Annotated in this window: 19 protein-coding genes and 1 tRNA gene; 8 read left to right on the top strand and 12 right to left on the bottom strand. The window is 67.9% G+C overall.

Annotation, left to right across the window (positions count from 1 at the left end; genetic code table 11):
* Nucleotides 1-4: 4 nt before the first annotated feature.
* On the bottom strand, nucleotides 5-676 hold the full coding sequence (locus ACSC1W_RS06700; protein ID WP_435346162.1) for a TVP38/TMEM64 family protein: 672 nt from the start codon (nucleotides 674-676) through the stop codon (nucleotides 5-7).
* A gap of 88 nt (nucleotides 677-764) precedes the next feature.
* On the opposite strand from ACSC1W_RS06700, the gene ACSC1W_RS06695 reads away from it, so the two are divergent.
* On the top strand, nucleotides 765-1,121 hold the full coding sequence (locus ACSC1W_RS06695) for a DUF5830 family protein (RefSeq protein WP_435346161.1): 357 nt from the start codon (nucleotides 765-767) through the stop codon (nucleotides 1,119-1,121).
* Here the strand turns inward: ACSC1W_RS06695 and ACSC1W_RS06690 are convergent.
* Nucleotides 1,105-2,307 (bottom strand): DUF7115 domain-containing protein, encoded by a 1,203-nt coding sequence (locus tag ACSC1W_RS06690; RefSeq protein WP_435346160.1) that lies wholly within the window; start codon nucleotides 2,305-2,307, stop codon nucleotides 1,105-1,107. The two genes, ACSC1W_RS06695 and ACSC1W_RS06690, sit on opposite strands and share 17 nt — an antisense overlap.
* Before the next feature lie 133 nt (nucleotides 2,308-2,440).
* On the opposite strand from ACSC1W_RS06690, the gene ACSC1W_RS06685 reads away from it, so the two are divergent.
* Nucleotides 2,441-2,597, top strand: a tRNA-Met gene (locus ACSC1W_RS06685).
* Nucleotides 2,598-2,743: 146 nt separating this feature from the next.
* Here ACSC1W_RS06685 and ACSC1W_RS06680 read toward each other — a convergent pair.
* From ACSC1W_RS06680 to ACSC1W_RS06655, 6 genes are all read right to left on the bottom strand, one after another.
* Nucleotides 2,744-3,643 (bottom strand): hypothetical protein, encoded by a 900-nt coding sequence (locus tag ACSC1W_RS06680; RefSeq protein ID WP_435346159.1) that lies wholly within the window; start codon nucleotides 3,641-3,643, stop codon nucleotides 2,744-2,746.
* A gap of 224 nt (nucleotides 3,644-3,867) precedes the next feature.
* Complete coding sequence (phoU, locus tag ACSC1W_RS06675; protein WP_435346158.1) at nucleotides 3,868-4,539, bottom strand: phosphate signaling complex protein PhoU; 672 nt, start codon at nucleotides 4,537-4,539, stop codon at nucleotides 3,868-3,870.
* A 42-nt stretch (nucleotides 4,540-4,581) separates the two neighbouring features.
* Nucleotides 4,582-5,466: a phosphate ABC transporter ATP-binding protein PstB gene (gene pstB, locus ACSC1W_RS06670; protein ID WP_435346157.1), complete on the bottom strand. Its 885-nt coding sequence runs from the start codon at nucleotides 5,464-5,466 to the stop codon at nucleotides 4,582-4,584.
* Nucleotides 5,467-5,469: 3 nt separating this feature from the next.
* On the bottom strand, nucleotides 5,470-7,125 hold the full coding sequence (pstA, locus tag ACSC1W_RS06665; RefSeq protein ID WP_435346156.1) for a phosphate ABC transporter permease PstA: 1,656 nt from the start codon (nucleotides 7,123-7,125) through the stop codon (nucleotides 5,470-5,472).
* Between the two features lies 1 nt (nucleotide 7,126).
* Complete coding sequence (pstC, locus tag ACSC1W_RS06660) at nucleotides 7,127-8,086, bottom strand: phosphate ABC transporter permease subunit PstC (protein WP_435346155.1); 960 nt, start codon at nucleotides 8,084-8,086, stop codon at nucleotides 7,127-7,129.
* 63 nt (nucleotides 8,087-8,149) lie between these two features.
* Nucleotides 8,150-9,202: a PstS family phosphate ABC transporter substrate-binding protein gene (locus ACSC1W_RS06655; protein WP_435346154.1), complete on the bottom strand. Its 1,053-nt coding sequence runs from the start codon at nucleotides 9,200-9,202 to the stop codon at nucleotides 8,150-8,152.
* Between the two features lie 326 nt (nucleotides 9,203-9,528).
* Here ACSC1W_RS06655 and ACSC1W_RS06650 point away from each other — a divergent pair, with 326 nt between their 5' ends.
* A complete protein-coding gene (locus ACSC1W_RS06650) occupies nucleotides 9,529-10,524 on the top strand; it encodes a PhoU domain-containing protein (protein ID WP_435346153.1) in 996 nt (331 codons plus the stop codon).
* Nucleotides 10,525-10,564: 40 nt separating this feature from the next.
* Here ACSC1W_RS06650 and ACSC1W_RS06645 read toward each other — a convergent pair whose 3' ends face one another.
* A complete protein-coding gene (locus ACSC1W_RS06645; RefSeq protein ID WP_435346152.1) occupies nucleotides 10,565-10,936 on the bottom strand; it encodes a 30S ribosomal protein S8e in 372 nt (123 codons plus the stop codon).
* Nucleotides 10,937-11,029: 93 nt separating this feature from the next.
* On the opposite strand from ACSC1W_RS06645, the gene ACSC1W_RS06640 reads away from it, so the two are divergent.
* Nucleotides 11,030-11,479 (top strand): DUF2240 family protein, encoded by a 450-nt coding sequence (locus ACSC1W_RS06640; protein WP_435346151.1) that lies wholly within the window; start codon nucleotides 11,030-11,032, stop codon nucleotides 11,477-11,479.
* A gap of 1 nt (nucleotide 11,480) precedes the next feature.
* Nucleotides 11,481-11,858: a DUF7993 family protein gene (locus ACSC1W_RS06635; protein ID WP_435346150.1), complete on the top strand. Its 378-nt coding sequence runs from the start codon at nucleotides 11,481-11,483 to the stop codon at nucleotides 11,856-11,858.
* 9 nt (nucleotides 11,859-11,867) lie between these two features.
* On the opposite strand, the gene ACSC1W_RS06630 is transcribed toward ACSC1W_RS06635, so the two are convergent.
* Nucleotides 11,868-13,049 (bottom strand): cation:proton antiporter, encoded by a 1,182-nt coding sequence (locus tag ACSC1W_RS06630; protein ID WP_435346149.1) that lies wholly within the window; start codon nucleotides 13,047-13,049, stop codon nucleotides 11,868-11,870.
* Nucleotides 13,050-13,529, bottom strand: coding sequence for a cation:proton antiporter regulatory subunit (locus ACSC1W_RS06625; RefSeq protein WP_435346148.1), 480 nt, complete (start codon nucleotides 13,527-13,529; stop codon nucleotides 13,050-13,052). It lies immediately after the preceding gene.
* A gap of 137 nt (nucleotides 13,530-13,666) precedes the next feature.
* Here ACSC1W_RS06625 and pyrF point away from each other — a divergent pair, with 137 nt between their 5' ends.
* Nucleotides 13,667-14,509 carry an orotidine-5'-phosphate decarboxylase gene (gene pyrF / locus ACSC1W_RS06620; protein WP_435346147.1) on the top strand — a complete coding sequence of 281 codons (843 nt, stop codon included), beginning with the start codon at nucleotides 13,667-13,669 and terminating at the stop codon, nucleotides 14,507-14,509.
* Between the two features lie 25 nt (nucleotides 14,510-14,534).
* On the opposite strand, the gene ACSC1W_RS06615 is transcribed toward pyrF, so the two are convergent.
* On the bottom strand, nucleotides 14,535-14,708 hold the full coding sequence (locus ACSC1W_RS06615) for a hypothetical protein (RefSeq protein ID WP_435346146.1): 174 nt from the start codon (nucleotides 14,706-14,708) through the stop codon (nucleotides 14,535-14,537).
* A gap of 101 nt (nucleotides 14,709-14,809) precedes the next feature.
* On the opposite strand from ACSC1W_RS06615, the gene ACSC1W_RS06610 reads away from it, so the two are divergent.
* Both ACSC1W_RS06610 and ACSC1W_RS06605 read left to right on the top strand, forming a co-directional pair.
* Complete coding sequence (locus tag ACSC1W_RS06610) at nucleotides 14,810-15,379, top strand: J domain-containing protein (RefSeq protein WP_435346145.1); 570 nt, start codon at nucleotides 14,810-14,812, stop codon at nucleotides 15,377-15,379.
* Between the two features lie 191 nt (nucleotides 15,380-15,570).
* Entirely contained in the window at nucleotides 15,571-17,196 is a 1,626-nt protein-coding gene (locus ACSC1W_RS06605) for a GTPBP1 family GTP-binding protein (RefSeq protein WP_435346144.1), read from the top strand.
* The last annotated feature ends 13 nt before the right edge of the window (nucleotides 17,197-17,209 follow it).

The following is a 17,209-nucleotide window of genomic DNA, read 5'->3' as shown; positions in this document are numbered from 1 at the left end:
GCCGCTAGTCCGTGGACCGGGCGTACGCCCGGTAGGCCGGACGGGCGAGCAACGTGCCCGCGACGACGACCATCGCGACGGAGAGCGAGAGTCCGACCGAGCCGAGTCCGTCGGTCGTCAGCCGGTTCGCGGAACTGCCGACGAGGACGGCCGCGACGGTCCACGGGAGTTCGCCGAGGAGCGTTCCGGCGACGAACGCCCGGAGGGAGATGCCGCTGACGCCGGCCGTACAGGAGACGACGTCGGCCGGGATGGGCACGAGTCTGGCCGCAGTCACGCCACGCACGTCGCCGGCCGCGTCGAAGTAGTCGGTGGCCCCGCGCCTGACCCGGCCGTAGTCGGTGAACTCGCCCGACGCGTCCCGACCGCCGCCGAGCCAGCGCGTCGCGTAGAACGGCGGGAGGGAGGTCACCACTGCACCCGCGAGCGCGACCGGGAGTCCGAGCGCCACACCGTAGCCGTAGCCCACGACGACGGCGAGGAGCGTCGCCGGCCACGCCACGAGCGGGCGCAGGAGATAGAGCAGGCAGACCGCGACGCCGAACAGGAGAGGGTCCGTCGCCACCGCGGAGGCGTGCTCGACCGCCACGTCGGGCGAGACGAGGAGACTCGCGGCCACGACGGTGGCGGCGAGCAGTGTCCCGACGGCGGCGCGACGGCGGACGTCGAATCGCATCGCCCCACAGTCGAACGTCGAGGCCCAACCGTGTTTCGGTCCCCTCGGCGCGCAAGGCTTAATCGCATCGGGAGAACACGTCGAGACGATGGACGAGCGGGTCGAACTCGGCGTCGAACTCCTCTCGAAACTGGAGGACGACGAACTCGCACTCGCCGAGGCGATGGACCGCATCGAGACCGTCACGCGCGACCCGGCGACCGTGCGCGAGATTCTCGACACGGCGGTCGTGCGCGGCGTCATCGAGCGCGAGGACGGCGTGGTGCAGACGACGGGGAGCGGCGGCTTCGTCAGCCAGACGAGCGACGTGGTCAGACGCGAGGGCGAGTTCGAGTGCCGCCGCTGTGGTGCGTCGATAACGACCGGTCACTTCGTCCAGCTGGAGGCGGGCGAACTCGGCCCGTTCGGGTCCCAGTGCGTCCGGAAGGTCACCGGCCGCGACTGAGTTCGTCGACGAGTTGCTGGATGACGTCGTGCTGGCGTTCGAGGAGTTCGTTCTGGCGGTCGACGCGCTGTTCGAGCGAGTCGAGACGGGCGACCAGTGCATCCTCGTCGGTCTCCGTCATGGGTTCGAAGCCGGCCTCCTCGAACGCCGCGTCGGCGAGTTCGTCTACCTCCGCCGCGTCGACGGCCGCGTCCGCGGACGTGTTCCCGGCCGTCGTCTCGGCCTGCCCGGTTCGGGTTCGCTGTGCGTCCCCCTCGTCGGCAGCGTTCGACTGGGGTTCGGACCTGCTCCGTCCGGTGGCCCCCGACGCGCTCTGGCCGCCCTCCACTCGCCCGCGGCCGCCGTCGTCCCGCTGGCCGACGGCCTCCGTCCGCGGGTCGGAGGACTGGCCCGTCGCACCCGGCTGCTGGCCCTCGTGGCCGTCCGGCGGCGCGGCGGCGGCCCCGCCCTCGTCCGGCTGGACCGTGGTACCCGCGTCGAGTGGGTCGACGCCTTCGCCGAAGTCGACCGGCGACGGGCGCTCCTCCTCGTCGACGTCCTCCGGTCGCACGGCGTCGTTGAGTTCCTGCAACGAGCGGACGCCGTAGTACGAGAAGAGCGCACGCTGGAGGAACTCCTTGACCTCGGCCGCCCGGTCGTTCGATATCTTCACGCGCTCGGGTCGACCGTCCACCTCGAGGACCAGTTGCGTGGCGACGCTCCCGTCCTCGAAGTCGAGGCCGGTGACGTCGCCGAAGTGGTACTCCTCGTAGTCCTCGTCCCAGACCGCGCCGCCGACGTGCTTGACGAGGCGTTCCGACGTGACGACGAGGGTCAACTCGTCCAGTCGGAACGTCTGTGTGACCGTCTCGCCGGCGTCGGTGACACCGCTCCCGTTCAACACGCCCGCGAGGACGGGATGGAGCACCTGCTCGGTCGCGTTCGACGGGACGGTGAACTCCTTCGTCCCGTCGAGGGAGTACTCCAGACTGACCCGCGTCTTTCGTCGTCCTTCCGTGATCGTCATCCGACTCGCGTCGTGGGGATACTCGTCGACCGATTCGTCGCTCAGGAAGCCTTCGGACTGGTAGATGAGCGTACGCGTCGGCGTCACGTAGAGTTCGTTCTCGCCGCCGAGGGAGACCTCAGCCGCGACGTCCTCGTCCTCGTCCTCGAGCGCCGATTCCACGATACCCGGAACGTCCATGCACACCCGTTTACCACCCCATGGCTTAAATCCGTGGGGCTGTGTGCTCGCAAGCAATCGGTCGTGTCACCCCGACTCAGTCCGACGCCCGGTTGAGAAGGTTTAAGTTTCACACCGGGCAAGCAGGTGGTGAGGCCGGGTGGCTTAGCTGGACATAGCGCCGCACTCATAGGGTTTCTGAGATTCGGTGCGGTAACCGCCTTGGAAGGCTCTCGCATGCCCCCTGGAGGCCCGCCGAGCCTCGAACCTGGGCCATGCGGAGATCGCGGGTTCGGAGCCCGCCCCGGCCACTGCGACGGTAACTGACCACACAGGAGTCACGACGCCGTCGGAAGCCGCCGACGCGGCGGTCGGACCCCTTCCGAACCGTCGCGTCTCTCACGGAACCGTCGACGAGTTTCGACCCGAGAACGGAACGCTGGAGTCGGCAGGTGGTTCACTCGGTCGGGTCGACGAGTTTCGACCCTCGCTCTGCGACGAGGCCCTTCTCGATGGCGGTGTCGACGATGGCCCGGCACTCGTCCGGGTCGACGTTGTACGCGCCGACGGCCACGTCCTCTATCTCGCTCCGCTGGATGGGGAAGTCGCGGTTCTGAAGCAGACGCATGACCTTGTTGTACGTCTGCGCCGAGGGCCCGTCCGTCCCGGCGGGGCCGCCACTGCTCCCGGGCCTCGCGCCCTGGTTCGGCGTCTGCTCACCGTTCGGTGCCGCGTCCTCGCGGCCGCGCCTCGCGTCCGCTTGTCGGCTCGCCGTCCCGGGGTCGCCCGACTCGCCGGGCGTCGGTCCGTCGGTGGCCGACCGCTGGGGGTTCCCGGACCCCGACTGCTGGGCGCTCCCGGACCCCGACCGCTGGGCGCTCCCGGAACCGGACTGCTGGGCGCTCCCGGACGGTCCCGCGTCGGCAGCGGGGTCGGGTTCCTCGAAGGTGACGGCGTCGCCGTTCCCGTCGGTGACGGAGAAGACGGAGTCGTTCTCGTCGGCGTCGTCGGGGTCGCCGAATATCGACTCGGGGTCGTCCTGCGTCTCCACCTGGTCGGGTTGTCGGAACGATATCTGCTCGGCGGCCTCGGTGAGTTCGTCGGCGCCGGACTGCGTCCCCGACTGGTCGACGGTGCCACCCTCGGCGTCGGTGATGGACGGTTCGACCGGCTCGTCCGACGCATCGCTGGCCGTCGCGTCGGCGGGTCGGCCGTCCGAAGTCGCAGTCGGTTCGTACTCGAGTTCGAGACGGACCGACGTGACCTGCGAGAGGTCGACCGGCACGGCGTCGAGCATCGCCTGGAGGTTCTCGTAGGCGTCGTGCGGGTCCTCGGTCTCGATCGTCAGCGAACTCACTGCGGAACACCCCGTCCAGTCTTCACCCATCGACCGTCTGTCGCGTCTGTCATCAGAGTAAATCACGAAGGCGGACTATCTAAAACTTAGGCCCGGTCGCCCCGGCAGGCGTTTTAGTTCAGTGCAATCGGGGTCGAAAGTTAGGTGCGTCGCAACCGTCGCACCCCTTCACGAGAGACCACCGACGGGCCGGTACCGGCCGTCGGGGGAGGACGACGGTCGAGTCAGTAGATGAGTTCGTCGTCGTTCTCGACCATGTAGAGCGTCCGTGCGGCGATGTTGACCGCGTGGTCGCCGACGCGTTCGAGGTCACGGATCGTGAGCAGCAACCGCGAGACGTCCTCGAGGACGGTCTCTATCTCGACGCCGTCGTCTATCTCCGTCTCGATGAGTTCGCGCACGACGGTGTGACTGGCGTGTTCACAGAGCGCGTCGAGTTCGTCGTCGCGCTCGGCTATCTCGAAGCAGGCGTCGGTGTCCTCGGCGCTGTAGGCGTCCATCGCGTCCTCGACCATGGCGGTGGTCTGGTTACCGATGGCCTGCACGTCGACCTCCGGGTAGACGTCCCGGCGTGCGTCGAGCGTGTACTCGCCGAGGTTCGTCGCGAGGTCGCCGATTCGTTCCAGGTCCGTGATTATCTTGAACGAGGCGGCGATGAACCGGAGGTCGCTCGCGACCGGTTGCTGGAGGGCGAGGAGGTCGACGCACTGCTGTTCGACGTCGAGGTACAGCGCGTTCACCTCGTCGTCCCCTTCGATGACGTCCCAGGCGGCGTCCTCGTCCTTGTTCTCCAGCGCGGCGAGCGCGGTCCGGAGGCGGTCGAGGACCACCTCGCTCATGTAGAGGACGTCCTCTTCGAGCGCTACGAGCTTGTCCTGATAGTTTTGTCTGGCCATGTCTGGTACGGAATAGGTAGCGGTGATGTAAGTTGTGTTCGGTCAGCCGAACTTGCCGGTGATGTAATCTTCGACGCGTTCGTTCTCGGGGTTCTCGAATATCTTCTTCGTGTCGTCGAACTCGACGAGTTCGCCGCCGGTGAGGAAGACGGCCGTCTTGTCGGAGATGCGGGCCGCCTGCTGCATGTTGTGCGTGACGATGATGACGGTGTAATCCTCGGCGAGTTCGTCGATGAGGTCCTCTATCTTCGACGTCGCGACGGGGTCGAGCGCGCTCGCGGGTTCGTCCATCAGGATGACCTCCGGGTCGGGGGCGATGGCACGCGCGATGCAGAGGCGCTGCTGTTGCCCGCCGGAGAGGTCCAGTCCGGACTCGTCGAGTTGGTCTTTGACCTCGTCCCAGAGCGCGGCCCGCTTGAGCGACTCCTCGACGATCTGGTCGTAGTCGCCGTCGACGTCCTGGATTCGCAGGCCGTAGGCGACGTTGTCGTAGATGCTCTTCGGGAACGGGTTTGGTTTCTGGAAGACCATGCCGACGCGCCGGCGGAGGGCGACCGGGTCGACGTCGTCGTCGTAGACGTTCTTGTCGCCGAGGTACAGTTCGCCCTCGACGCGGGCGGCGTCGATGAGGTCGTTCATCCGGTTGATACAGCGGAGGAACGTCGACTTGCCACAGCCCGAGGGTCCGATCATCGCCGTGACCTGGTTCTCCGGCACGGACATCGAGATGTTCTGCAACGCCTGGGCGTCGTCGTACCAGACGTTGATGTCCTTCGCCTCGACGATGGTCCGTTCGTGCGTCGTGGCGTGGCCGTCAGACCCTTCGTCGAGTCCGGCGGCGACGTCAGTCTCGACGAGCATGTCGTCGTCCGTCGGGTCTGTAGTCGTCGATTCCACCTTGTCGTTACTCATGTTCTCTTGGCTCATTGGTCACGTTTCACGCTGATACCTGTTGCGCAACACGATTGCGACGGAGTTCATCGCGAGGAGCACGGTCACCATCACGACGACGCCCGCCGGGACCGCCTTCTCGTAGAAGGCGTCGGTGGCGAAGTAACTCGCCCAGCTGTACACCTGCAGGGGCATCGCACTCACCTTCGAGGAGAGTTCCGACGGGAACGAGAACAGGACGTTCGGCGCCCCGATCATGATGAGCGGTGCCGTCTCGCCGATGGCGCGACCGAGCGCCAGTATCGTCCCGGTCAGGATTCCCGGGAACGCCCGCGGGAGCACGACGTTCTTCACCGTCTGCCACTTCGTCGCGCCCATCCCGTAGGACGCCTGTCGCATCTCGTCGGGGACGCTGCGGATGGCCTCCCGCGACGAGATGATGACGATTGGGAGGATGAGCAGCGCGAGCGTCGCACCGCCGACGAAGATGGTCCCCGCGTTCCGTCCGAGGTACGTCACGAACAGGCCGAGACCGAGCAGGCCGTAGACGACGGACGGGACGCCCGCGAGGTTCGAGATGTTGACGTCGATGAACCGGGTGAACCGGTTGTCGGGTGCGTACTCCTCGAGGTACAGCGCCGCGCCGACGCCGACGGGGAACGAGAGGCCGGCGACGGTGAGCATCAGCAGGATGGACCCGGCGATGGCCGGGTAGAGACCGGCGTCCTCGGCGTTGTTGCTGTGGCTGCTCGTGAGGAACTGCCAGTCGACCCAGGACTGCGGCCCGGCGAACCCGAGCGCGTCGACGAGGACCCCGCCCGCGAGTGCGCCGGCGACGACGACGAATGCGAGGAGGAAGCCGATTCGGTCCGCCGGCCGGGTGACGTAGCCGTTCGCGACGTACGCCGCGGTCGGGACGACCGCGATGGACGCGAGGATGGTGGCCGGAACCGGTCCGACGCCGATGGTCGGGCCGACGAACGCCGAGGCGGCGACGGCGCCGAGTGCGGCCAGCCCGGCTATCTCACCGCTCCGCCGGTCGAGTACCCGGTCGAAGTGAAAGCCCACGACGGCCGCGACGGGGAGGCCGAGCGTCACGGTCAGCAGGACCCAGTCCAGCGGCACGAACGGGACCGACTGGATGAAACTGGCGAGACTCGGGACGACCTGCCGGAGTCCGAGTAGACCGCCGACGGGACCGGGGAGACCGAACAGCGAGAGGTAGAACACGGCGGTGATGGCAGCCAGCCGGGTGAGGAACGGCACCTCGCTCCTGTATCGCCGGAGGCCGACCGCGAAGAGCGTCGGCACGGCGAGTGCGACGAGGTACGCGAACCAGACCAGCGGCGGGAGTATCTCGATGAACAGGATGGCGAGTCCGCCGCTGAACATCAGACTGACGAGCAACAGGCCGATGGTCATCGAACCGAGTTTGAGCGCCTCGACGTTGCGGGCGTAGAGGTACCCGGCCGTCGCCAGCGTCGGGACGACGAACGTCAGGAAGAAGGTGAGGTGCCACCCGGGGTCGGCCGTGAGAGGCTGAATCGCGTCGTTGGCGACGTAGACGAGCAGGATGCCGAGGACGACGAGTCCGAACAGCGTCGCGGCGAGGAGCAGGTACCGGAAGGCCGTCCCGACCGTCCGGCTTACCTGCCCGAATCCGCCCGCGTAAGACGGTTTCTGGTCCGTCGCCATCTCAGTACTCCTCCCTGTACCGCCGTGCGATTAGCTCACTGAGTACGTTCATCGCGAAGGTTATCACGAACAGCGTCAGGCCGATGGCGAACAGGCTCCGGTACGCGAGGCCGCCACCCGTGATGTCGCCGGTCAGCAGGTTGACCATCGTCGCCGTCATGGGCGACCCGCCGTCGAGGTAGGCGGCGGGGTTGAACGGGTTGTGGAACTTGGCCTGTGTGCCCGCCGCGATGGTGACCGCCATCGTCTCGCCGATGGCCCGCGAGAGCGCGAGGATGAACGACGAGAGGATGCCCGAGAGCGCCGCCGGGACGACGATGCCCGTCGACACCTCGAACTTCGTCGCGCCCATCCCGTAGCCGGCCTGTCGGAGGTCGTCGGGCACGGCCGACATCGCGTCCTCGCTGATGGACGCGACCATTGGGATGATCATGATGCCGACGACGATGCTCGCCGAGAGCAGGTTGAACGTCCCGATGCTGGGGAACGGAATCCGCAGCGCGGGCGTGATGTAGATGAGTGCGAAGAACCCGTAGACGACCGTCGGGATGCCGGCCAGTATCTCGAGGGCCGGCTTCAGCACGGACTGGAGTTGCGGGTCTGCGTACTCGCTGAGGTAGATGGCGGTCCCGACGCCGAGCGGGATGGCGATGAGGGCCGACCCGAACGTTATCATCAGCGTCGAGGTGACGAGTGCGAGGACGCCGAACTGCTCGTTGTTGATTATCCACTCGGTGCCGGTCAAGAACTCCACGACCGACGCCGTCGGGCCCTCGACGCCCGTGAACGGTGCGGTGAAGCTGAAGAACTTCGCCGCCTCGGACACCAGCAACACGATGATGGCTATCGTGGTGAAGATCGAGACGGCCGCACACAGGAGGAAGAACGCTCGTGTCAGCAACTCCTGGGGCGCGTTCGCGGTGTTCTTTGTAAGGTCGTTCGTCAGGTCGTCCGTGCTCATTGCGTTGACTGTCGTTTTCAATCGGGGGTGAAAAAGCGCTTCGTTCGGGCGCTCAGAGACCTATCAGTTCGAATTTGCCTCCTCGATAGCCGTCTCGAGTTTGTCGAGCTGGGCTTGCTGCTGGCTGTCGTCGAGGGGGACGTAGCCGACACGGTCGGCGACGATGTCCCTGCTCGTCGAGTTCTCGATCCAGAAGCGGGCGAACTCGGCGACGTGTTCCTCGGCCAGCGAGGACTTCTTCGGGTAGGTGAACAGCGGGCGGGCGAGCGGCGTGTACGCGCCGGACTTGGCGTTCTCGAGGGAGGGCTGGACGCAGCCGTCGCCGTCGTCGATACCGAGTGCCTTCACGCGGTCGGTGTTCTCGCTGTAGTAGGCGAACCCGAGGTAGCCCATCGCGTTCTGGGACCCTTCGACGCCCTGGATGATGGTGCGGTCCTGCTCGGTCGCGGAGTAGTCCTGGCGGTGACCCGGGCCTTCCTCGCCGATGATGGCCTCGATGAAGTAGTCGTAGGTACCGGACGCGTCGGACGGACCGAACAGTTCGAGCGGTTCGTCGGGCCAGTCGGAGTTGACGTCGGCCCAGGTCTGGGGCTGTTCCTCGGCCGACCAGATGGTCGCGAGGTCCTCCGTGGTGATACAGTCGACCCAGTCCGCGTCGTTGTTGACGACGACGGTCAGCGCGTCGGTCGCGACCGTGAGTTCGACGGGTTCGACGCCGTTCTCCTGGCAGGAGGACTCCTCCTCGGGCTTGATGGGACGCGAGGCGTTGTTGAAGTCGGTCCGGCCCGGACAGAAGTGGTTCGCGAAGCCGCCACCGGACCCCGTGGACTGGAGGTTGATGTTGACGTTCGGGTGCTCATCCCTGAAGAGTTCGCCCATCGCGGTGGCGAGTGGGAAGACGGTCGAAGAGCCGGCGATGTCGATGTCGCCGGAGAGCGTTCCGCCGTTGCCACCGTCGGTGCCGTCGCCACCGTCGGTCCCGCCGCCACCACCGTTCCCGTCGCCCCCACCGCTCGGGTTCTCGGTACAGCCCGCGAGTGCGAGCGCGCTAATCGTGCCAGACGCTGCTGTGACGAACCGCCGCCGGGTGAAGCTACCGTCGGAGTCGCTTGACATCACCTGAGAAAGGGAACGTCCCGAATAAATACCCTGCTATGATAAATATATAGAGATACGTACGCCAACCGAACGGTCCCTAAGTTAGTCACCCGACGGTGTCGGAATAATCCGGCCATACCCGAGGGTCCAGGTTGCAATGCGACGTTTCTCGACGGGGCGAGGCGTACACGAGGACGCCGGTCCAGGTGTTCCGTCGACGTGGCGGCCTCGGCACCCCGGACGGACGCAGTCACGGCTCCAACGCTGGTACGACGTTCCTTCGCCGCCGGGTCGAATATATAGAGATGGGCACTTTTATTTTCTCCCGTCCCCGACACACCGCCATGGAAACCCGGAAGGTCCAGGTCACCGGCGGTTCGACGTTCACCGTCTCGCTCCCGAAGTCGTGGGCGACCGACAACGGCGTCTCGGCCGGGACCACCGTCGAGTTCTACCCCGAGGACGACTCCCTGTTGCTGACGCCACAGAGCGAGACCGGTCGGACCGAGGGCACGCTCGACGTCTCCGACCTCGAGGGCGAGCAACTGACCAGGGCGGTCATGACGATGTACGTCTCCGGCTTCGACATCATCTCGCTGGAGGCAAACCGCATCACGACCGACCAGAGACGCGCCATCCGGCAGGCCACCCAGAGCCTCGTCGGCGTCGAGGTGCTGGAGGAGACGAGCGACAGCGTGGTCATCCAGGACCTGCTCGACTCCTCGGAGCTCAGCATCCACAACGCCGTCACCCGGATGCGCCTCATCGCCGAGTCCATGCTCAACGACGCCGTCGTCGCCCTCGTCGAGAACGACGACGACATGGCACGCGACGTTCGCGAACGCGACGACGACGTGGACCGCCTCTGGTTCGTCGTCTCGCGCATCTTCCGTGCGACGCTTCGCTCGCCACACGCCGCCGAGGAACTCGGCCTCCCGCGCGAGACCTGCTTCGACTACCACTCCTCGGCCCGCCAGCTCGAACGCATCGGCGACCACGCGGCGAAGATCGCGACGCTCGCGATGAACCTGGAGACGATTGACGAGGAGGTCGCCGAGGCCCTGCGCGAACTCCACGAGGACTCGGCGACCGTCCTCGAACGCGCGATGGACGCCCTGTTCGCCGACGACAGCGACGAGGCGACGCGACTCGCCAACTCGGCCCGGAGCGAGATACTGGACATCGACGAACACACCCGGGCGATAGACGAACTCCTCCGCGAGCGCGACCCGCACGCGGCCCAGTCGCTCGGCCTGGTCGTCGACTCGCTCTCCCGGTCCGCCGACTACGCCGGCAACATCGCCGAGACCGCTCTGCAGAAGGCCGCACCGCGTCCCTGAACCCGTCGCTACCGGGTCTGAGAACGGGGAGAAGACCGCGTTACTCGAGTGCGACCGCGTTGACCTGTCCGGTCTGGCCGGGGCGGGACGTCACGCGGGCAGTGCCAGCGTCCGTCTCGATGACGGCGCCCTTCGTGATGATGTTCCGGCGGACGTAGTTGGGGTTGGCGTCGTTCTCGACGACGTCCTCGATGGTCGCCTGGACCGTCTCGCCGCCCTGGTTCACGTTGGCGACGTCGGTCGCGAGCGCACGGGTCTTGGACGTGTTCCCGCGCGTCTCGATGACGCGGAACCGGCCCTCGCCGACCTGCGTCTCGGTGGGCAGGCGACCGAGCTGGTGCTTCTTGCGCTTTTTGATCGGTCGGAGTCGGCCACCGGTTCGCTTCCGGATGGAGCGTCCCTGGTCTTGCATACCCGGGAAGAGTCCAAGGAGCTACTTGAATCGCTCGACTTGGTACGGCCCGAATCGCAGGGTTTAGGCCGTCGTCTCCCGAGCGACGAGACAATGAGTCTGCGCGTCACCGTCGCCGCACCGTTCCGTCAGCGCGGCAAGGGGGAACTCGCCGAGAACGAGTTCGTCGTCGCCCTCTCGCTCGACCGGGACTGGTTCTCGCCGGACCAGGCCAAACGGCTGGTCGACGTGGCGACGGGCGAGGGACTGCTCGAGCGCGAGGAGTCCACGCTCCGGCCGACGTTCGACCCCGGCGACGTGACGGTCCCGGAGGACTTCGTCCCCGGCGACGACGTGCTGACGACGCGCTCCGCGTTCGAGCAGGTCCTCGACGACCTCGTCGCGGCGGGCTACGAGAAGCACGAGGCCGTCGGCGACATCAACCAGTTGCAGGGCCGACTCGGCGTGAGCATCGAGGCCGCCGCGCTGGTGTACGCGCGACGGGAGGGACTCGACGTGAGCGAGGTGCGCGCGAAGGCCGTCGAGGAGACCGTGGGGGAGTGAGATGGTCGAGCGACGCACCACCGACGGCGTCCGCATCGCCCAGTTGCTCGCTTCGGAACTCGACGGCCGCGAGGACGGACACTACGCCCGGTTCGCGGTCGTCGACGCCGACCGGGACGTGGAACCGACCGTCGACGGTGCGCGGGCCTACGACGTGACCCTCGACGGCGAGGCGTTCGCCCGGGCGTTCGTTCACCCGGACCGCGTGCGCGTCGAACTCCGGCGCGGCCTCGACGCCGGGGCCGAGGCCGCCGCGGCCGCCGACCTGCCCGCCAGACCGAAGGCCGTCGAACCGCCCCGACTCGTCCTGTTCGTCGAGTCCGGCGCGGCCGTCAAGCGCGCCGGCGACGTGCTGGTCGCCGCGGCAGCGGCCGAGTAGCCGCCACGGTCAGTGCGAGAAGAACGCTTCGACCCGCGGGACCGACTTCATCAGCACCGTCCCGAGGACGCTCATCACCAGCACGTAGCCGACGGCGAACGCGGGAATCACGTCGGCCAGGTCACCCGTCCCGACGTCGGTGGCTAGCGCGGCGAGCACCAGCGAGAACTCCCCGCGGGCCACGAGCGCGATGCCGGCCCGGCGGGCGCGTCGCGTGCTCAACCCGTATCGGAGCCCACTCCAGTACCCGCTGGCGAGTTTGCTCGCCGTGGTCAGGACGACGGCGACGGCGAGCAGCGCGACCGCCGTCCCGCCGAGTGCGGACAGGTCCGTCTGGAAGCCGATGGCGAGGAAGAAGATGGCCGCGAACAGGTCGCGGGCCGGCGAGAGCAGGCGCTCGACGCGGTCGACCTCGTCGGTCGCGCTCACCGCTGTCCCGACGAAGAAGGCCGCGACCGCCTCGCTGACGCCGAGTTCGAGCGCGACGCCGCCGACCAGCGCCACCGCGCCGAGCGTGGTGAGCACGAACAGTTCCTCCGAGTCCACCGACAGGATGCGCTGGATGACCGGCGTGCCGCCACGGGCGACGACGACGAGGAGCGCGATGAACCCCAGCGCGACGGCGACCGAGACGAGGGCCGCGCCGCCGCCGCCTCCGAGGACGAGCGCCGAGAGTACCGCCAGGTACACCGCGATGACGAGGTCCTCGACGACGAGCGTCCCGAGGACCACCTCCGCCTCGGGGTCGGCCACCCACCCGAGGTCGATGAGCGACTTGGTGACGATGGCGCTGGAGGAGATGTAGACGATGCCGGTGACGAACGCTATCTCGACCGGCGAGAACCCGAACGCGGTCCCGATGGCGACGCCGACGGCCGCGTTGACCACGAGGTCGATGCCCCCGACGACCACCAGTCGGTCGCGGTTCGCCAGCAACTGGTCGATGCTGAACTCCACGCCGATGAAGAAGAGGAGGAGGACCACCCCGAGTTCGGCCAGGAGGTCCACGAACTCGTGGCGCTCCAGCACCGAGAACGAGAGGCCAGCCACCTCGGGGGCGTTCGGGCCGACGACCAGGCCGATGACGATGTACGCCGGGATGACCGACTGGCCGAGGCGGTACGCAAGCGTCCCCGCGACGGCGAGGACGGTTATCGCGAGACCGGCCTGGAACAGCAGTCCGGACGCCATCTATCCGGCGACGAACTCGCGGAGTGCTCGCTGTTGCTCGCGCGTCCCGAGCGCGACGAGGACGTCGTCGGCCTCGATATCGAACCCGGGCGGCGGGTTCGGGACCGTCTCGTCGTCGCGCTGGACCGCGATGACCGAGACGCCCGTCTGGTTCCGGACGTCGCTCTCGGCGAGCGTCTGCCCCGCGATGGGCGACGTCTCGTCGATGGAGACCCACTCGAGGATGGCCTCCCCCAGCGGGACCTGCGTCTGGTCGAGTTCCAGGGGCTGGAAGTACGCTCCGGCCAGGATGGCGCCCAGCTGGCGGGCACTCGACCCGTCCATGTCGGCGATGCGCCTGCTGTCGGCCTCGGGCTTCGGCCGGTGGAACAGCTCCCGGCGTCCGTCGTGGTGGATGAGCACGACGAGTCGCTCGTCGTCGTCGAGTTCGACCTCGAACTTCCGGCCGACGCCGGGGACGTCGGTCTCGTACACCGTCATGTGCCAACCGTCGGTCGGACGAGACTTAAAGAGAGATGGCGAGACGGTCGCTGGTGCTCGCCCGTCGCCCGGCCGACCGAGTCACGTCACGACCGCGATGAGGAAGCTTGTTAGTAGCCGCCCCCGGACGGGTTGCTATGAACTTCTTCGACCGACTCGCCGTTCGGATCGCCGAGCAGGACACGGTCGTCTCGGTCGGGCTGGACCCCGACCCGGACCGCATCCCCGAGTTCCTCGCGGACCACGACCTGCCCCGGTGGGCGTTCAACCGACGCATCATCGACGCGACACACGAACACGCGGCCTGTTACAAGCCGAACGCGGCGTTCTACGAGGACGGGGACGGCTGGCGGGCGCTCCGGGAGACCGTCGCTTACGCCCACGGAAAGGACGTACCGGTCCTGCTGGACGCAAAGCGTGCCGACATCGGCAACACGACGCGACAGTACGCGACGTTGCTCGACCACGTCGACGCCATCACCGTCAACCCGTACATGGGCCGGGACTCGCTGGACCCGTTCCTCTCACGGGCCGACAAGGGCGTGTTCGTGCTCTGTCGGACCTCCAACCCCGGTGGCCAGGACTTCCAGGACCTCGAACTCGCCTCGGGCGAGACGCTGTACGAGCGCGTGGCCGCGATGGCCGACCTGTGGAACGAACACGGCAACGTCGGCCTCGTCGTCGGCGCGACGACGCCCGACGAACTGGCCGAGGTGCGCGAGCAGGTGCCGTCCCTCCCGTTCCTCGTCCCCGGTGTGGGCGCACAGGGCGGGGACGCCGAGGCCGCCGTCGAGTACGGCCTGTCGACGCTCGACGAGGACGAGACGGACGGTCCCCGGGCGGGCGTCGGCGTCGGCCTGGTCAACTCCTCGCGGGGCATCATCTTCGCCGGCGAGAACGCCCGGACCGAGGAGGAGTTCTTCGGGGCGGCCGGACAGGCCGCGAAGCGACTCAGGGAACGGCTGAACCGGTACCGGTGACGCCGTCGCCGTCGGACCGCACGGGTCAGAACTCGTAGGCGTCGCTCTCGTCGCCCGGCGAGTCGACCTGACTGGCACAGTCCAGACAGAGGCCGTCGTCCTCGTCGTAGTGCCGGGAACAGACGAGCGCGCCACACCGACGACACTGCTCGGTCGCCGGTTCGGCCTCACAGATCTGGCACAGGGTTTCGACGCTCATGGTCGAACTAGCACGCCGCGGCCCTTCAGTGTGTAGCCGATGGCACTCGGCACCTGCAGGCCACCGAGAGATATTTGCCGGACTGGTCCGTATCCGCGCACGTGCGAGACTCCCCGCTGTTGTTCGGTCTGGCGGCGGTGTTCGCCGGGTTGACGACGGTACTCGCCGTCGTCGCCTTCGTCACCCACGAGCTGTTCGTACTCGGCGTCGCCATGCCGCTCGGACTGGCGACGTACCTGTTCTGGTTCCAGGCCAGCGGCAAGTTGCGCGAGCGCGTCGAGGCGGGCACCTACCGGGACGCCTTCCGGTCCCAGCGCCGGGCGGCGGACGGGGAGGGTCCGAACGGGCCACAGAGTCGGTTCGCCCGCGAGGCCAGGCAGGCGGCCGAGGAGCGACGACGGCGGGCCAGGGCCGCTGCCGGGGCGGGGCGCTCCGCCACCGGTGGCCGGACGGCGGGGAGCCGACGAGGACGCCGGACTGCCCGGCCGCGGGACGGTCCGACCCGACGGGAGGCCCTGAACCGACTGGGACTCGACGAGGGGTCGGACCAGGCGACCATCCGCGAGGCCTACCGCGAGAAGGTCAAGGAGGTCCACCCGGACACGGCTGACGGCGACGAGGAGGCGTTCAAGCGCGTCACGGCGGCCTACGACCGGCTCTCGGAGGACTAGGCCTCGCGGTGGTGACCGGGAGACGATAGGGGAGTCTGGCTGCTCGCGTGGTTCCGGTCGACCGCCACCGGGCGGGTGGTCCTCGGCCGTCGCGGGCGTGCCCGAGCACGATTTCGGAGTTCCGAGTGTTATCGTGGTAACCCTTCGCACAACCGGGAAGCCTTTTGCCTTCGGTATGCTAACCCGACACCATGAGCCCCGACAGGGCCGTGCTGGAGCGCGCCCTCGAACGCGGCGAGCAGGAGGGCGAGAACGTCGAGTTCAAGGAACGGCTCACGAAGGACGTCCACCTCGTCGACGGTCGACGGGAGAGTCTCGCGGCCCAGCTCCGTCACCGCGTCCTCTCGGGCGACGGCGAGGCGATGTACGTCGTCGGCGTCACCGACGACGGGGGCCTCGCCGGCATCGAACCCGACGTGTTCTCCGAGTCCATGGACGTGCTGAGCCTGCTGGCCGAGGAGGCCGGGGCACACATCGAGGACGTCCAGACGTGGGGCGTCGGTGGCGACTCGGACGGCAGGGGTGACCGCGGCATCGTCGGCGTCGCCTCCATCCGGGAGGGTGGCGTCCTCGAGACGGACGACGGTCACATCGTCGTCGGCACGGCCGGACACGTCGACCACGGCAAGTCGACGCTCGTCGGGTCCCTCGTCACGGGGCAGTCCGACGACGGCGACGGGGGTACCCGGGGATACCTCGACGTGAAGCCCCACGAGGTCGAACGCGGCCTCTCTGCCGACCTCTCCTACGCGGTGTACGGGTTCGACGACGACGGGACGGCGGTCCACATGGACAACCCGCACCGCAAGCAGGACCGTGCCCGCGTCGTCGAGGAGGCCGACCGCCTGGTGTCGTTCGTCGACACCGTGGGGCACGAACCCTGGCTTCGGACGACCATCCGGGGGCTCGTCGGGCAGAAACTCGACTACGGCCTGTTGACCGTCGCGGCCGACGACGGGCCGACGAAGACGACCCGGGAGCACCTCGGCGTGTTGCTCGCCACCGAGTTGCCGACGATGGTCGCCATCACGAAACAGGACCTCGTCGACGACGAGCGCCTGATCGAGGTCGAACGCGATGTCGAGCGCCTCCTCCGCGAGGTCGACAAGACGCCGCTGCGGGTCGACCGGCACGGCGTCGACGCCGCCGTCGAGGAGATAAGCGACACCGTCGTTCCCATCGTCACCACCAGCGCGGTCACGATGGACGGCCTCGACACCCTCGACGAACTGTTCGAGCGCCTCCCCAAGACCGCCGGCGCCGACGGCGACTTCCGGATGTACGTCGACCGGACCTACTCCGTCACCGGCGTCGGTGCGGTCGCCTCGGGCACCATCATGTCCGGCGAGGTCGAGGCCGGCGACGAACTCCTGCTCGGGCCGATGCCCGGCGGGGACTGGCGCGAGGTGGAGGTCCGCTCCATCGAGATGCACTACCACCGGGTCGACGAGGCGACCGCCGGCCGCATCGTCGGCATCGCGCTCAAGGGCGTCAACGAGTCCGAGATTTCCCGCGGGATGGCGCTCGTCCCCCGGGAGAGCGACCCCGCCACCGTCCGCGAGTTCGAGGCCGACGTGATGGTGCTGAACCACCCGACGCGAATCGGCGACGGCTACGAACCCGTCGTCCACGTCGAGACCGTCAGCGAAGCCGCCGTGTTCCACCCGACCGACGGGCAGTTGCTCCCCGGCGACACCGGCCACGCCCGCGTCCGGTTCAAGTTCCGACCCTACCTCGTCGAGGAGGGCCAGCGGTTCGTCTTCCGCGAGGGCCAGTCGAAGGGTGTCGGGACGGTGACGGCGGTCCACCGCGAGTAGCCCCGGGCCGACC

This window comes from Haloarchaeobius marinus (genome assembly GCF_051207415.1).
Lineage (GTDB): Archaea > Halobacteriota > Halobacteria > Halobacteriales > Natrialbaceae > Haloarchaeobius.
This window is presented reverse-complemented; position numbering and strand designations above follow the sequence as displayed.

Excerpts from the sequence above, each read along its gene's own strand:
- ACSC1W_RS06700 (WP_435346162.1), bottom strand. The coding sequence starts at position 676 with ATGCGATTCGACGTCCGCCGTCGCGCCGCCGTCGGGACACTGCTCGCC.
- ACSC1W_RS06695 (WP_435346161.1), top strand. The coding sequence starts at position 765 with ATGGACGAGCGGGTCGAACTCGGCGTCGAACTCCTCTCGAAACTGGAG.
- ACSC1W_RS06690 (WP_435346160.1), bottom strand. The coding sequence starts at position 2,307 with ATGGACGTTCCGGGTATCGTGGAATCGGCGCTCGAGGACGAGGACGAG.
- phoU (WP_435346158.1), bottom strand. The coding sequence starts at position 4,539 with ATGGCCAGACAAAACTATCAGGACAAGCTCGTAGCGCTCGAAGAGGAC.
- pstB (WP_435346157.1), bottom strand. The coding sequence starts at position 5,466 with ATGAGCCAAGAGAACATGAGTAACGACAAGGTGGAATCGACGACTACA.
- pstA (WP_435346156.1), bottom strand. The coding sequence starts at position 7,125 with ATGGCGACGGACCAGAAACCGTCTTACGCGGGCGGATTCGGGCAGGTA.
- pstC (WP_435346155.1), bottom strand. The coding sequence starts at position 8,086 with ATGAGCACGGACGACCTGACGAACGACCTTACAAAGAACACCGCGAAC.
- ACSC1W_RS06655 (WP_435346154.1), bottom strand. The coding sequence starts at position 9,202 with ATGTCAAGCGACTCCGACGGTAGCTTCACCCGGCGGCGGTTCGTCACA.
- ACSC1W_RS06650 (WP_435346153.1), top strand. The coding sequence starts at position 9,529 with ATGGAAACCCGGAAGGTCCAGGTCACCGGCGGTTCGACGTTCACCGTC.
- ACSC1W_RS06645 (WP_435346152.1), bottom strand. The coding sequence starts at position 10,936 with ATGCAAGACCAGGGACGCTCCATCCGGAAGCGAACCGGTGGCCGACTC.
- ACSC1W_RS06640 (WP_435346151.1), top strand. The coding sequence starts at position 11,030 with ATGAGTCTGCGCGTCACCGTCGCCGCACCGTTCCGTCAGCGCGGCAAG.
- ACSC1W_RS06635 (WP_435346150.1), top strand. The coding sequence starts at position 11,481 with ATGGTCGAGCGACGCACCACCGACGGCGTCCGCATCGCCCAGTTGCTC.
- ACSC1W_RS06630 (WP_435346149.1), bottom strand. The coding sequence starts at position 13,049 with ATGGCGTCCGGACTGCTGTTCCAGGCCGGTCTCGCGATAACCGTCCTC.
- ACSC1W_RS06625 (WP_435346148.1), bottom strand. The coding sequence starts at position 13,529 with ATGACGGTGTACGAGACCGACGTCCCCGGCGTCGGCCGGAAGTTCGAG.
- pyrF (WP_435346147.1), top strand. The coding sequence starts at position 13,667 with ATGAACTTCTTCGACCGACTCGCCGTTCGGATCGCCGAGCAGGACACG.
- ACSC1W_RS06615 (WP_435346146.1), bottom strand. The coding sequence starts at position 14,708 with ATGAGCGTCGAAACCCTGTGCCAGATCTGTGAGGCCGAACCGGCGACC.
- ACSC1W_RS06605 (WP_435346144.1), top strand. The coding sequence starts at position 15,571 with ATGAGCCCCGACAGGGCCGTGCTGGAGCGCGCCCTCGAACGCGGCGAG.